A 15,192-nucleotide genomic window follows, 5' to 3' on the forward strand; every position below is an offset into this window, starting at 1 on the left:
TAGTATAAATGAACTAAAAATTTACCCTAAATTAAAGCAATTTAATGTATTTACTGGTTAATATAGATCATGTTGCAACTTTAAGAAATGCAAGAGGAGAGGGTTATCCAAGTCCTGTTGTAGCAGCTCAGATATGTGAGAAAGCCGGCGCCTCAGGAATCGTTTTTCATTTGCGTGGCGACAGAAGGCATATAAGAGATGAAGATGTAGTTGCTTTAAAGGAGTCCGTTTCCGGTAAACTGGACTTTGAAATGGCCGCTTCTGATGAAATGCTCTCCTTTCTTAAAGAAATAGATCCCCATCTTTGCACCTTAGTTCCGGAAGGGCGAGAAGAGCTTACTACCGAAGGCGGACTTAATATGAATGTTGTTTTTGATGATTTTAAAGAACGAGTTTTTCCTTCTATTCGGGAAACTGATATTGAAATAAGTCTATTCCTGGATCCTAATCCTGAAGACATCAATCTGGCTTTTGAATTAGGGACCGATGCCATTGAGTTACACACCGGAAATTATGCGAATGCTCCTTCCTCCGGAGAGGCTGACCACGAACTGGAGAGGTTAAAGAAAGCAGCTGAACAAGCTCATGAGCTCGGTATAAAAGTAAATGCAGGACATGGTTTGAATCAGAAGAACCTTCCGAAGTTCATAGCTACTGTACCACATCTGAATGAAATCAGTATCGGCCACGCTTTAATCAGTGATGCAGTTTTTGATGGATTGGAAACTACAGTTACGAATTATTTGGGGATTATAAGGGCTTGACACTTTTTTCAAACCCTCTCCTTTTTTTCCTCTCCCGTGGAGAGGAAGACTTTTTAATACAAATATAATTTCAACAACGAGCTTCCCCTCCAAGGGAGGGGATTAAGGGGAGGGTCAAAATTTTAATTTTGATATGTATACAACTTCAATAAATTATAAAATGTCTCCTGAAAACTTCCCTACATACCGAAAAGATCTAATTCAGAAAGCCAGAAAACTAAGAAAAAACTCAACACCCGGCGAGATTGAACTTTGGAAGCTTGTAAAAAATAAGCAAGTACTGGGTTATCAATTTAGAAGGCAACGACCCATCAAAAATTATATAGTAGATTTTTATTGTAAGGAACTTCGATTGGCGATCGAAATAGATGGAAGTTCACATAACTATAAAGTCGAGTACGATCAAAAAAGGCAAGAGAAATTGGAAAAGTTGGGAATCACATTCCTAAGGTTTTCGGAAGAAGACACAAAGAAAAATCCTGATTATGTTGTGATGGAAATTGAGAAATGGATTATAGCTAATAAAGAAAAAACAACACCCTCCCCTCAATCCCCTCCGGCGGAGGGGAAGCTTTTTAACAAAAGTAGAAATTTAATCAACGAGTCTTCTTCTTTGCGGGAGAGGAAACAAAGGATAGAGTCATAATGAGTGATACGAATACCCCACACAAATCAGGATATGTAGCGATAGTTGGAAAACCCAACGCCGGGAAGTCTACGTTAATGAACCAGATTTTGGGAACCAAACTTTCAATAACTACTCATAAAGCTCAAACTACCCGACACCAAATTATCGGGATTCATTCTGAGGAAAATTCACAGATCATCTTTCTGGATACACCCGGGATCATTCATCCAAAGTATGAGCTTCAAAAAGCCATGATGAGGTTTGTCGAAAAAGCCGAGAAAGAAGCCGACGTGATCCTTTTCATTGTTGAAGCAAAGGAAAACAATATGCCGGAATATGCCTTTGATTCATTGAAACAAATGAAAAAACCGGTGGTTCTGGTAATTAATAAGATCGACGAATCTAACCAAGAGCAGATAGAAAAGCTGGCTAAAGACCTGAATGATTATTTCGAATTTAATGCCACTGTTTATATCTCTGCGCTAAACGGCGAAGGCGTTCCCGGCTTGATGGAAAGTATTTCCAAACTCCTTTTACCCGGACCTCCATTCTATCCAAAAGACGAACTTAGTGAACATCCTGTTCGGTTTTTTGCTGCCGAATTGATCCGCGAACAGGTTTTTCTGCAATATCATGAAGAACTTCCTTATTCCGCTACTGTAGATGTAATTATTTATGAAGAGAGAGAAGATCTGGATTACATAAACGCAGAAGTGATCGTAAACAGAAACTCTCAAAAAGGAATGATCATCGGTAAAGGCGGACGTGCAATTAAACAACTCGGTACTGCTGCACGGGAATCCATCGAAGAATTTGTTGGAAGAAAAGTATTTCTGGATCTCCACGTAAAAGTACGTGACAAATGGAGAGAGAATGAGAATATGGTCCGGAATTTCGGGTATTGATTTAGAAAAACTAAAGAGTCTGCAAAAATTCTTTGGCTAAAATTTAGATCCAGATTCCGGCCTTCGCTGCGGAATTGTAGATGTCATGTAATTCGTTGACAGTTTTTGAACGGTAAAATATATAGGGTCATCCCGAACTTGTTTCGGGATCTTTGTAAGGAATTGCTCTTGAAACAGTCTTACTTACTATGAACAAAGGCTATGTGTACTTTCTTACTAACTATCGAAGAACTACGATTTACATCGGAGTTACCAATAACATTCATTCAAGAGTGTGGAAACATAAATTGGGAGAAGGCTCTTTATTTACTTCAAAGTATAAACTAACCATTCTTATATATGCCGAAGAATACGATAATATAGGTGATGCTATAGCAATGGAGAAGCAACTAAAGAATTGGCATAAACAGTGGAAATGGAATCTGATAAAGCAAACTAATCCAAAGTTAGAGGATTGGTATGATACCTTAAGAGGATGGTAAACAAGAACAGACTAAAAGTCTTTACGTAAGATCCCGAAATAAATTCGGGATGACCTGCTTGCAATATTGAGGTTGGTATAAAGAAATTTTGTCAACGAATTATAAAACATCTACAGGTATGACAATTTTTAGAATTTAAAAATCCTATCAACAAACAATCTATATTCACCTTTATTTGATCAGCATCATCTTCTTGGTTTGCATAAAGCCTCCTGCCTGTATTCTGTAAAAATACAGCCCTGTTGAAAGACCCGACGCATTGAACTCAATTTTATGAATTCCGGCACTCATTCGTCCACTTACCAGTGTTGAAATTTCACGTCCCAGCAAATTATACACTTTCAGACTTACCACTGCTTGTTCAGGTAGCGCAAATTCAATATTCGTGCTTGGGTTAAATGGATTTGGATAATTTTGCCTTAGACTGAATTCTTTAGGCAAACCCAATTCACCCTCGTTAGATGTCATAATATGATCCAATATTTCTACATATTTTACAACTGACTCTGATGCAAAAGCTCCTGAATACACGGTAATAGAGAACTCTTTTAAGGTATCGGCTTTCTCTGAAACTTCACTGTTATTGATATAATACGCTGTCCTTATTGCATCCTGATAATCTTCCAGAGAAGCATTTCCTGATATTTTTATTCCACTTTCTACAGAATCAATGTCAAGAGAACCCGGATCGTCTATGAATAATGAATCTTCTTCCAGAAAACCATTTGATATTTTTATGATAGCGCTGTCAGCTGAAATATCAGTACTTGAGGAAATACCAATATCACCGGCTATTAATAATTCCGGACTGTCCTGAAAGTATTCTAGTGTATCCGATGATTCAAAAGTTAAGCTCGCCACTTCTGATAAACTAAAAACTTCAGAAGAGTACATTCCCCATACACTGTCTGCATTCATAACTCTCACAAACAAGATCTGATCTCCGATTGGCAGGTTTGTTGAAGGAATTGTAAACGTGGTTTCAATATCGGCTGCTGCATTAACAGAAATAGGAGTGGCAGCGGCAAAACCGGGGTCGGTATTAAAGAAATATTCTGCAGATATAATATTACTAACTAAATCAGGATCGCTTTGGTCGATCAGGATCAGTTTTTTAATAGGCATGCCCCAGTTTCCATCTGTAAACTTTGCCCTGATGAAAACTGTATGCAAACCTACTGATAATCCCTCAGTACTAAGCATTGCTTCTTTATCGATTTGCGCAGATGCAGAAATTGAAATAGCCGTTCCACTTCCGTGACCCGGATCTTCATCAAAGAAATATTCCAAAGTTTCTATTTCTCTTGCTTCTCCCTGATCCACTAAAATGAGTTTTTTAATGGTTAATCCCCATTCGTCATCACTGTTTTTTGCCCGAATAAAAAGTGTGTGTAATCCTCTGGAAAGAGACGAAGTCATAATGGAGCCTTCGTAAGTCACTTCACCATCTACTTCGGTTACGGAAATAGAAATACCGTTTCCAAAACCCGGATCAGAATCGAAAAAATACTCCAATTGAGTTACTGTTTGGCCCATTAACGGTGAAGCTAAAAGCATCACCAGCAATACGTTTGTAAGGAATTTCACGACTTAATTCCCTTTTGCTTTGATGGTAACCTCGATATCTTCTCCGGCTTTAACTTCAGTCGGGATTCTTAATTCATATATCGTTGGTAGCGAAAAAATAGGTGAGCCATCCATAGGATTTGCACCTCCGGTTGGCCCAATATCTGTGCCATCACTCCCACCGTTTATTATCAGTTCATGCTCTGGTGTTAATAGCCAATCAGAACTCCAATTAACATCTGCGCGTACACTGTCATCAGCAAAAATACCATCCAAACCCATAATTATTCCAATATTTCCAGAGCCTGTATTATTACCGCCATCGTATGAAATTGGAGTGGTTGTGAAATTATTAATAAAAGTATTGTTATTGTTGGCCCAGATTGGTCCTTCACTAGTTGTAGAATTGTTCGCGAAGATGTTGTTCTTAAAAATTGAGTCGTCAACACTACTACCCAAAGTTGCTCCTGTGATTAAACAGTTTTCAAATGAAGTATTATGTACAGATTGAAACGTTGAAACACGAATCACACTATTCAGAACTGATATATTTTCAGAGAAGCCGGAAGATTGTGAGGTACTAAAACTAGTATAAATAAAACTATTGGATATGGTAACATTATTTGCTCTATCAATATCCATTCGAGCAATAAAAGTCTCATCAATTAATATGTTAGTGGATTCACTATCTAATGCATTTCCTATTTCAAATCCCCCACTTCCATTTATGTACAATCCCTTAAGAGTTATATTATGAGAGTTTCTCATCTCCAGGTTCAGGATTCTACTATGGTAAGGTCTGTCTAACGAAGCCGCTGCCGCATTATAACCGGCACCAATTATCGTAAGATTAAATTGATTATTGATCTTGATATTTCCATAAGTATTTGTGTTGGGCATCAAATAAATTATATCATCGGAAACAGCTGCATCTATTGCAGCCTGAAGATCTGTATAGTAGTTATCGCCCAACGTATTTGACAATGATCTATCAACTATCAGTATATTCTGTGCAGTTGTAATTTGAGTTGCTAATACAGCAATGAGTAAAAAGAGAATTTTTTTCATGATGTCTTTTTGTTTGTTAAAATATTCGATTCCATCGGTGCTGTAAATCCCCACTTCTGGTGATTTTTTCAGATCAATTCGAACGCAATTGCAAATTGAACCAATCCTGCCGTTGTTGGTATCCCCGTTTTTTTCTTAATGTTTTTTCGATGACTTTTTACCGTCTCCAAAGTTATATACAGCTGTCCCGAAATATCTTTGTTACTAAATCCCTGCGCTATCCTGGTTAAAACCTGCCTTTCTCTTCTTGTAAGCGATCGGAATTCATCAAAATGCTTTCTCACATACATCTCCTCACCGGCAATGCGCTCTATTCTCCGAGTTACCGAATCTATTCCAGAAATCGGGTTTGATGAAGTGAGCAATAAATTATGCTCTTTGAAGGGTTTACAAACGGTAAAGAAAGTGTCGAACTCCCCGGTTCTGGGATTGCGAATTTTCTGAAATTCTGCATGAAGCTGATCATCATCGGCTTTCTCATAAAACTCAAGGAATCTTGGTCCCACATATTTCAAGCTGTCGGGATGGATATTCTTTTCAAAATACTCGAAGCCCATGTTATTGATCTCTTCTTTTGAAAGCAGCCCCCACTCTTCTCCCGCTTTATTTAAATGACCAATAGTTAGATCACTTTTATCATTTACATGGAATATACCCGGCATCAAATCCACTAACTCCTGAAGCGAATCAAAGTTTTTCCGGAAAAGCTTGTCTAAAATATACAAGCTTTGAACCTGCGTCTTCAGAATTTCAGTTTCTGTTCTGTACCCCATATTCGTTCTTTTCACAACCAATAAATCCGCTTACAAAATAGGATAAAAAGCGAAAGTGTCAAACCGGAAGCGCCTGTAAACGCATGCGAGCCATGCAAAAAAAGAAGAAACCATTATTCAGAAACTCTGAAAGATGATTTTTATGCAGTGATTTAACATTCCTGTAACTGATTTTTACAACTGATAGAAGTAAACTCTGACTCAACTTTAAAAATCAGGGTTATCATGATCAAACGAATTTCCTCTTCGTTAATTCTTATAGTTTTATTTTCAATAAATACATTAGCTCAAACTAGCTTGAGGTCCGATGTAAAGTTCTTAGGAGAACCTTCCGCACATTCAAATGGAATTATTTTTACATATGATACTGATCTTTGGATAGTATCAAAGGAAGGAGGAGAAGCAATCCGAATTACCGGAATGGAAGGTGAAGAATCTAATCCAGTTTTTTCGCCTGATGGAAATTGGATCGCTTTTACATCCAATCAATATGGGAATAATGATGTTTATATTATGTCGACCCAAGATCGGAAAATAACTCAACTCACTTTTCACCAAGCCAACGATCAGGTTGAGTCTTGGTCGTGGGATTCCAAAAAAATCTATTTTAGTTCTAATCGGTATAACAGAATTACTACTTTTGAAATCAGCCCTGAAGGCGGTACGCCAACTCGTTTGTTCGAGCACTATCATAATACCGTTCACAATCTGTCAGAACATCCCACTTCCGGCGATTTCTATTTCAATGAATCCTGGGAAAGCTTCATATTTCCACAGAGAAAAAGATATGTCGGTTCATTTAACCCGGATATAAAATCATACAATCCCAAGACTGACACTTATACTGAACATACCAGCTGGGAAGGAAAAGACTTCTCTCCTACTATTGATCAGAATGGAAAAGTGTATTTCATTTCTGATGAAGCTAATAACGAGTACAATCTTTATACACTGGAAAATGGGCAGAAAAAACAACTCACCAGATTCAATACTTCCATTTATAATCCGTCTGTAAGTCCCGACGGTAGTGTCGTTGTTTTTGAAAGAGATTATGTACTATACAAATATGACATCGCTTCAAACAGAGCTACGAAGATCGATGTAACCATCACCAAAAATAATACACTCACTAAATCTCAAAGTTTTGATGTAAAGGATAATATCTCTGCTTTTGATGTTTCGCCTGACAAAAAGAAAATGGCTTTTATTTCCAGAGGAGAATTGTTCGTTTCTGATGCAGAAGGCAAATTTGTTCGTCAGATCGAGACCAACAGCATGGGAAGAGTACTAGAAGTGAAATGGCTGGCAGATAACAAAACCCTGATCTTCAATCAAACTGTGGATGGATACCAAAACTGGTTTACCATTGCTGCGGATGGAAACGGCACTGAAAAACAACATACATCCGACAAAAGAAATAACAGAGACCTTGCACTGAATCACGATCGTACTGCCGGTGTTTATCTGAGTGGAAGAGATCAGCTTCGACATATTGATCTTGATAATTTCAAAAGCAAAACATTGGTAGAAAACGAGTTTTGGGGGTTTCAAAATGTAGCTCCAATGTTTTCTCCTAATGGCGAATATGTACTTTTCAGCGCGAAACACGATTTCGAATTGGACATCTATGTCCACCATCTGGATTCAGAAAGAACCATGAATCTCACCAACACCGGTGTAGATGAAAACGGAGCATTTTGGTCGCCGGATGGCAAGTATATTTATTACACGGGAAGCAGAAGCGTTCCTTCGTATCCAAGAGGTGCCGGAGAAACTGACCTTTTCAGAATTCCACTAGACTATTACGACGATCCCTATAAATCTGATTTATTTGATGAACTTTTTGCTGAAAAAGAAGAAAATGAAGACTCAAAAGACGGCAAAGAAGAAGAAAAACTCACTATCGAAATTAATACTACTAATCTGATGCAAAGAGTTGAACGCGTCGGAGAAGGTTTTGGAAATCAATTCTCACCATTTGTCACTCAGAAAGATGATAAATCTATGGTTCTGTATGGCAGCAATCACAATGAAGGTGATTTCACACTTTCTGTTACCACCTTCGAGCCTTTTGAACGACCAAAAACACAAAGTTTTGAAGGAACCGGGTTTGTTTCAGGGATCATAGAAGTAGACGGTCAACTTTACGGTCTTATCAGGGGAGCTATCAATAAATTGGATCCTTCATCAGCTAAAGCAAATAAAATTGATGTATCCCATTCTTTTGAGCGAAATCTTCAGGATGAATTCTATCAAATGTTTGATGAACTTTGGGCGAATATCGAAGAGAATTTCTACAATGAAACTTTCCATGGAATAGACTGGAAGAAAATCAAAGACCGATATAAAAAGTATCTGCCTTATGTTGATTCCCGTGCCGATCTGCGCCGAATGAATAATGATATGCTTGGAGAACTCAACTCTTCTCATATGGGATTCAACACATCTGGGAATGAAGAAAACCAATATTACTCAACCGTTTCGATGGCAACGGGAATAATTTGGGAAAAAGATAATCCTTATCAAGTATCTGAAATTATCGAAACGGGACCTGTTCACATTTCAGGAAATAAAATTAATACCGGAGATGAACTTATTGCTGTAAACGGAAAGGATGTTGATGCAACAATGAATCGTGAAATGTATTTCAGCGTACCATCCATGCCTGAAGAAGTTACACTAACTTTCAAACAGGGTAGCTCTAATATTGACATCAAGATTCACCCGACATCCTATTTTTCTGACCGCAATGATCTGTATGATGAATGGGTTTCCGGAAACCAGAAAATGGTAGATGAAAAAACGGACAAGAAAGTCGCATATGTTCACATGAAAAATATGGGTGGTGGCGAACTGAATAACTTTCTCATCGAAATGACTTCAGAAGCCTACAATCGTGATGCACTGATCTTTGATCTTCGCTACAATACCGGTGGAAATGTACACGATGACGTGCTTCGCTTCTTGTCTCAGAGGCAGTACGCAAACTGGGCGTATCGTGGCGGAGAGTTGGCTCCTCAGTCAAATTTTGCTCCGGCTGATAAGCCTGTTATTCTCCTGATCAATGAGCAATCACTCTCAGATGCAGAAGTTACTGCAGAAGGATTCAAGCAATTAGGTCTTGGAACTGTGATGGGAACCGAAACTTATCGATGGATCATTTTTACTTCCGGAAAAGGATTAGTGGACGGTTCATTTTACAGATTACCTTCATGGGGTTTATATACTCTGGATGGTGAAAATATTGAACAAACGGGCGTTGCTCCGGATATTGAAATTCATAATACATTCAAAGATCGGGTGAATGGAAATGACCCACAATTGGAAAAAGCAATTCAGGAAATACTAGATCAACTCAAAAATGACTAAGGATTTTCAGTCAATAAATTTTCTGTTGCATTCTAAAAAACTAACCCGTAATCTTGAAGTAATGAAATTAACAAACCAATATATCGCCCGGGAAATGATGTGTATGTGTTGCTATATGCGAACACTTCACTAGGGCTTTTATATTTTAGAAAAGAAATTTTCAAAGTCCTTTAGAGTGTATGATCTGAAGGACTTTTTTATTGGCTGTTAGTTTTATTCGTTCTTTAACATCATGCATTCTCATCGAGAAAGGTGGAGGGATCAGGTCCTGCGAAGCCTTGGCAACCGTCCTGTACAAATTTGTACAGGAAAAGGTGCTACATCCTGCTTAGTGCAAATAATGTACTGAGAAAGATGAGTGCGAAGAGCTCTACTGTATTTGTAAGCCTCTTTCGGACTCATCCCCGAAAGGGGCTTTTTTATTAATTATAAATCAAAAAATACAATACAATGAGTTCACAAAAATTTGAGACACTACAATTACACGCAGGACAAGAACCGGATCCAACCACAGGTTCACGGGCTGTTCCAATTTATCAAACCACTTCTTATAATTTTAAAAACACTGAGCACGCCGCCAGTTTATTCGGTTTAAGGGAATTCGGGAATATCTACACCCGAATAATGAATCCTACCACAGATGTTTTCGAAAAACGAATTGCTGCTCTTGAAGGTGGCGTGGCTGCAGTTGCAACTTCATCAGGACAAGCTGCACAATTTCTGGCGATCACAAATCTGGCCCAGAAAGGCGATAACATCGTATCAACGCAAAACCTGTATGGTGGAACATATAACCAGTTTAAAGTTACTATTCCCAGACTTGGAATCGATGTCAACTTCGCCGAAGAGGATACTGTTGAAGCTTTTGAAAAGCATATCGATGAAAACACAAAAGCTATTTATGTTGAGTCGATCGGTAACCCCAGAGGTAATGTCGCTGATTTCGAAGGGTTATCAGCCTTAGCAAAAAAATATGAGATCGCCCTTGTGGTAGATAATACTTTTGGCGCCGGTGGAGCTTTAGTTCAGCCAATAAAATTTGGCGCAAATGTTGTAACTGCTTCAGCTACAAAGTGGATCGGTGGACATGGCACTTCCATAGGAGGAGTGATCGTAGATGCCGGAAATTTCAACTGGGGCAATGGCAAATATCCGTTGTTCAGCGAACCTTCTCCGGGCTATCACGGTCTTAAATTCTGGGAAGTATTTGGTGATGAAGGTCCTTTTGGAAATATCGCATTTGCTATCAGAGCTCGCGTTGAAGGTCTGAGAGACTTTGGTTCATCCCAATCTCCGTTCAATAGCTTTCTTTTACTGCAAGGGCTGGAAACACTGTCGCTCAGAGTTGAACGACATAATGAAAACGCCAAAAAATTAGCTACTTGGTTAGATGAGCACGAACTCGTTGACTGGGTAAATTATACCGGTCTTGAAGAACATGAATATCATGAACGAGCAAAGAAATATCTGGCTGCCGGTCAGTTTGGTTCCGTATTTACTTTTGGAGTAAAAGGTGGTTTTGATACTGCCAGAACTTTCATCGAAAATGTCGAGTTGGCGAGTCATCTGGCTAATGTTGGAGATGCTAAAACATTGGTCATCCATCCGGCATCAACCACACATCAGCAACTAACTGAACATGAACAAGCTTCGTCAGGAGTGAAAGGAGATCTTGTTCGGGTGTCGGTTGGTATTGAACATATCGATGACATCATAGCTGATTTTGAACAAGCACTACTAAAATCTCAGGAACTTGTCGCTGTTTAATGTATTTCGACAAGGAATTTTTATGAGCAACAAACCAAATATCACAACAATTAATCAAGCCCGGACTACCGAATCCGGGTTTGAATTTCCTTCTTTGAACATTGCCTGGAATAGTTGGGGGACACTCAACGAAACAAAGGACAACGTGATTCTGATCTGCCATGCATTGACCGGAAGTTCTAATGCAAAAGACTGGTTTTACGGTCTTTTTGAGTCTACAGGATTTATTGATCTTGACCGACACTTTGTTTTGTGTATTAACGATCTGGGCAGTTGTTACGGATCAACCGGACCCGCTTCTGTTTCGCCTGTAACCGGGAAGCCCTATCAGGCAGATTTTCCGGAAATTACGATTCGGGATATCGTCAAACATCAACAATTACTGCTTGATCATCTTGGTATTAGAGGTGTTGAATTGGCAATTGGCGGATCGATGGGCGGCATGGTAGCGTTGGAATTCGGACTGATAGATCCAAGAATTCGATCTTTAGCTTTGCTTGCTATGGGGAAATCTCATACTCCCTGGGCAATAGGAATCAGTCATGCACAAAGAAAAGCTATTTATGCTGATGAACATTGGCAGGATGGATTTTATGACCCAAAAGTCCCTCCACAGAAGGGGTTATCTGCGGCCAGAGCACTTGCGATGATCACTTACCGTTCTCCTCAAAATTATGAACACAAATTCCGAAGAGACTTCAACAGGAATAAAGATCAGTTTGAGGTAGAATCCTATTTAGATCATCAGGGAGAAAAACTAAGTAGCCGTTTTGATGCCAATTCGTACATCTCATTGACAAAAGCCATGGATTCCCATGATGTATCAAGAGATCGTGGCTCTTTTAGTGAAGTCTTAGGTTCGTTGACAACACCTTGTTTGATCCTTGGTATTAGCTCTGACCTTCTTTATCCGATAGCTGAGCAACAAGAACTCGCCGAATTAATTCCTAATTCAGAGTTCAAGAAAATCCATTCCGATTACGGTCATGATGCCTTTTTGATCGAATTCGAGCAAATCAATAAGCATCTTAAATCATTTTATCATTCTATTTAATACTCCTATGAGCATCACACTTAATTCAATTACCGGAAAAAACATATCCATTTATAAGAGTAAAAAAACTATTCCCGTTTTTATTGCCGGAAACGGAGCAATTGGCGGCACTCTCATCCGACAAATCAATCATCTTAATAATGCTCTGTTCCAAGTTAAAATTGTTGGCGTTTGTAACAGCAAAAAAGTGATCTGGAATTCAGATCCTGTTCTATATCATGAAAAACTTAAGTATTCCGATGAAGAAACCAATTGGGAAAATATTACAAATAAACTCGCTCGTTATCCTGAAGGACTCATTTTTATAGATGCTACCGGAAGCGAAATTGTAGCCCGTCAATATCTGAAACTTCTTACTCAGGGAATTCATATTACAACTCCCAGTAAAAGAGCGAATACATTTGAACAGAGTTATTTTGAGGAGCTTAAAGCTTTTCAAAAACCGGGAAGAGCGCAGTACAGATATGAAACTGCTGTTGGCGCCGGACTTCCGGTCATCAGTACCATTAATAATTTGATCGAATCAGGTGATTCCATAACAAAAATAACCGGTGTGGTTTCAGGTACAATGACCTACATCTTTAATCAGCTTCAACAAGGAATTACTTTCAGTGAAATCATAAAAGCAGCAAAAAAAGAAGGCTATTCCGAGCCCGACCCAAGAGACGACTTATCCGGAGAAGATGTAGCCCGCAAGTTCTTAATAATGGCAAGAACCTGTGGATATAAATTTGAAAGGGATCAGATCAAAGTGGAATCATTGGTGCCAAAAGAACTCATAGATTATCAGGTCAACGGTTTTTTAGATCATCTTTCTTTTTATGATGATCACTGGAAAAACAGAAATTCACAGGCATTATTAAACAATAAACGGCTTCGATACACCGGGGAATTTACTCCTGATGGAATTGAAATTGGGATTAAGGAAGTCCCCGCCGGTTCACCTTTAGGAGGGCTAAGAAAAACAGATAATCTGATCCAGATCTATTCAGAACGCTATGCCGATTCCCCCATCGTAATTCAAGGGCCAGGAGCGGGAAAAGAAGTCACCGCTGCAGGAGTTTTGAGTGATATCATTGAAATTGGAAGGGGTATTTAAAATGTAATTTTATTCTTACATCCTCTTTTTTTAAAGCCTTACTACATAGTTATCTAGGTTTAATCTTGTAGAATTAACTCCTATTAGCTATAATTGTTTATTCTTTTAAAATGAGGCTACTATGAAAATTCTTTTTGTAAACCCGGACATGCCAGTAACTTGCTGGACAATGGATAAAGAGGTGGATCTTGCAGGTTATGATGCATTATTTCCACCACTTGGTTTGTTAACTGTTGCTGCACTTCTTCCCGAGGAATGGGATAAAAAATTGGTGGATCTAAACATAGAATCACTTGAGGATAGTGACATTTTGGAAGCTGATTATGTTTTTATTGGTGGAATGAATGTTCAGGAAGTTTCGATGCGAGAAGTTATCAGCAGGGCTAAAAAATTTGACAAACCTATTGTAGCCGGCGGACCTTTATTGACCCATGAATATGAACGCTTTCCTGAAATCGATCACTTCGTGCTAAATGAAGCTGAAATAACCCTTCCATTATTTCTTGAAGACTTAGAAAAAGGAGAACCTAAAAAAATATATTCAACTTCCGAGTTTGCAGATGTTCATGAAACTCCACTTCCTCTCTGGCACTTAGCGAAGTTAGACAGATATGGCGCAAACTTAATTCAGTATTCCAGAGGTTGCCCATACATGTGTGATTTTTGTGATGTAACCTCTTTATTTGGCAGAAGGCCACGGACTAAAACACCGGAACAAATTGTACGAGAGCTTGACAGCATACCGGACATTGAGTCATTTGGGATTATATTTTTTGCAGATGACAATCTAATTGGTAATAAAAAATTAGTTAAACAGGAACTGCTTCCGGAATTGAAAACATGGCAGGATAACAGGAAAACGAAGATCATGTTGGCCACTCAATTAACCATCACTCTTGCTGATGATGATGAAATGATGACTCAAATGCTTGAAGCTGGATTTGGAATGGTTTTCATTGGCCTTGAAACACCGGATGAAGACACGTTAGCCCTTTGCAGGAAGAAACAGAACACCAAGAGAAACCTGATCGATAATGTTAAATACCTTCAAACCAGTGGTTTTGAGGTTATGGCAGGATTTATTCTTGGTTTTGATAATGATGACGAAGGTGTATTTGATCGGCAAATAGAATTTATACAAGAATCAGGCATTGTAATGTGCATCATCGGACTCCTTAATGCACCTCCCGGAACCGAATTACACGAAAGAATGGAGCGAGAAAACCGTTTGCTTGATCAAAATTGGTTTTTTGAAGGAGCAACCAACATTGCCCCTAAAATGGACAGTAAAGTCCTCATGGATGGGTTTAACCGAACCGTAACTTACTTATATAACGGAGAAGGGTTTTATAACCGGGTTATAAAGTTTTTGTCGATGTACGAAAAACCAGCCATCCACAAGAAAACAAAGCCTACAAACAGTTTTCGTAAATATGTCAGAGCATCAATTTTAGTCATCTATAGATTAGGAATTAAAAACTTTGACAGAAAATATTTCTGGAAGGCTTTGCTTTGGTGCTTAAAAAATAAGCCCAGACATATGCCGGTGGCTGCTCATTTGTATGCGAGAGGATTTCATTTTCGGGAAGTGTACAGCGATAATGCATACAAGGGAGAAAAGTTATTAGAAGAAATGAAACTTCGAGAACAACGTAATCTCTCTATTTCGGACGGAGAGATTAACCAAATCTTGAGTGAGGTTTCATAGTATACTTAT

At 38.6% G+C, this 15,192-nt stretch carries 12 protein-coding genes and 1 riboswitch; of the genes, 9 read left to right on the forward strand and 3 right to left on the reverse strand.

What is annotated here, in order from left to right; all coding sequences use genetic code 11:
• Nucleotides 1–44: 44 nt before the first annotated feature.
• The 4 genes from A8B79_RS14325 to A8B79_RS14340 all read left to right on the forward strand — a co-directional run bounded on the left by A8B79_RS14325 (nucleotide 45) and on the right by A8B79_RS14340 (nucleotide 2,779).
• Nucleotides 45–764 carry a pyridoxine 5'-phosphate synthase gene (locus A8B79_RS14325; protein WP_066223977.1) on the forward strand — a complete coding sequence of 240 codons (720 nt, stop codon included), beginning with the start codon at nucleotides 45–47 and terminating at the stop codon, nucleotides 762–764.
• Between the two features lie 133 nt (nucleotides 765–897).
• Complete coding sequence (locus tag A8B79_RS14330) at nucleotides 898–1,410, forward strand: endonuclease domain-containing protein (RefSeq protein ID WP_201118625.1); 513 nt, start codon at nucleotides 898–900, stop codon at nucleotides 1,408–1,410.
• Entirely contained in the window at nucleotides 1,410–2,297 is an 888-nt protein-coding gene (gene era, locus A8B79_RS14335) for a GTPase Era (protein ID WP_066223981.1), read from the forward strand. Before A8B79_RS14330 ends, era begins: the two co-directional genes overlap by 1 nt.
• Before the next feature lie 188 nt (nucleotides 2,298–2,485).
• Nucleotides 2,486–2,779, forward strand: a complete 294-nt coding sequence (locus A8B79_RS14340) for a GIY-YIG nuclease family protein (RefSeq protein WP_066223983.1) — start codon at nucleotides 2,486–2,488, stop codon at nucleotides 2,777–2,779.
• A gap of 171 nt (nucleotides 2,780–2,950) precedes the next feature.
• On the opposite strand, the gene A8B79_RS14345 is transcribed toward A8B79_RS14340, so the two are convergent.
• The 3 genes from A8B79_RS14345 to A8B79_RS16310 form a co-directional block, all read right to left on the reverse strand.
• A complete protein-coding gene (locus A8B79_RS14345) occupies nucleotides 2,951–4,366 on the reverse strand; it encodes a T9SS type A sorting domain-containing protein (RefSeq protein ID WP_153038449.1) in 1,416 nt (471 codons plus the stop codon).
• A gap of 3 nt (nucleotides 4,367–4,369) precedes the next feature.
• The gene (locus A8B79_RS14350) at nucleotides 4,370–5,413 is read right to left on the reverse strand and encodes a hypothetical protein (protein WP_153038450.1); all 1,044 of its coding nucleotides are present in this window, start codon (nucleotides 5,411–5,413) and stop codon (nucleotides 4,370–4,372) included.
• A 68-nt stretch (nucleotides 5,414–5,481) separates the two neighbouring features.
• Nucleotides 5,482–6,186 (reverse strand): response regulator transcription factor, encoded by a 705-nt coding sequence (locus A8B79_RS16310; RefSeq protein WP_066223990.1) that lies wholly within the window; start codon nucleotides 6,184–6,186, stop codon nucleotides 5,482–5,484.
• A gap of 225 nt (nucleotides 6,187–6,411) precedes the next feature.
• Here A8B79_RS16310 and A8B79_RS14360 point away from each other — a divergent pair, with 225 nt between their 5' ends.
• The 5 genes from A8B79_RS14360 (at nucleotide 6,412) to A8B79_RS14380 (ending at nucleotide 15,183) form a co-directional block, all read left to right on the forward strand.
• Nucleotides 6,412–9,555, forward strand: coding sequence for a S41 family peptidase (locus A8B79_RS14360; RefSeq protein WP_066223991.1), 3,144 nt, complete (start codon nucleotides 6,412–6,414; stop codon nucleotides 9,553–9,555).
• Nucleotides 9,556–9,792: 237 nt separating this feature from the next.
• A riboswitch (SAM riboswitch) is annotated at nucleotides 9,793–9,916 on the forward strand.
• Between the two features lie 89 nt (nucleotides 9,917–10,005).
• Complete coding sequence (locus A8B79_RS14365; protein ID WP_066223994.1) at nucleotides 10,006–11,322, forward strand: O-acetylhomoserine aminocarboxypropyltransferase/cysteine synthase family protein; 1,317 nt, start codon at nucleotides 10,006–10,008, stop codon at nucleotides 11,320–11,322.
• A gap of 22 nt (nucleotides 11,323–11,344) precedes the next feature.
• Nucleotides 11,345–12,376 carry a homoserine O-acetyltransferase MetX gene (gene metX / locus A8B79_RS14370; RefSeq protein ID WP_066223996.1) on the forward strand — a complete coding sequence of 344 codons (1,032 nt, stop codon included), beginning with the start codon at nucleotides 11,345–11,347 and terminating at the stop codon, nucleotides 12,374–12,376.
• A 7-nt stretch (nucleotides 12,377–12,383) separates the two neighbouring features.
• Nucleotides 12,384–13,475, forward strand: coding sequence for a hypothetical protein (locus A8B79_RS14375; RefSeq protein ID WP_066223998.1), 1,092 nt, complete (start codon nucleotides 12,384–12,386; stop codon nucleotides 13,473–13,475).
• Between the two features lie 121 nt (nucleotides 13,476–13,596).
• Nucleotides 13,597–15,183: a B12-binding domain-containing radical SAM protein gene (locus tag A8B79_RS14380; protein ID WP_066224000.1), complete on the forward strand. Its 1,587-nt coding sequence runs from the start codon at nucleotides 13,597–13,599 to the stop codon at nucleotides 15,181–15,183.
• Nucleotides 15,184–15,192: the final 9 nt, after the last annotated feature.

The sequence above is a fragment of the Balneola sp. EhC07 genome (genome assembly GCF_001650905.1).
Lineage (GTDB): Bacteria > Bacteroidota > Rhodothermia > Balneolales > Balneolaceae > Balneola.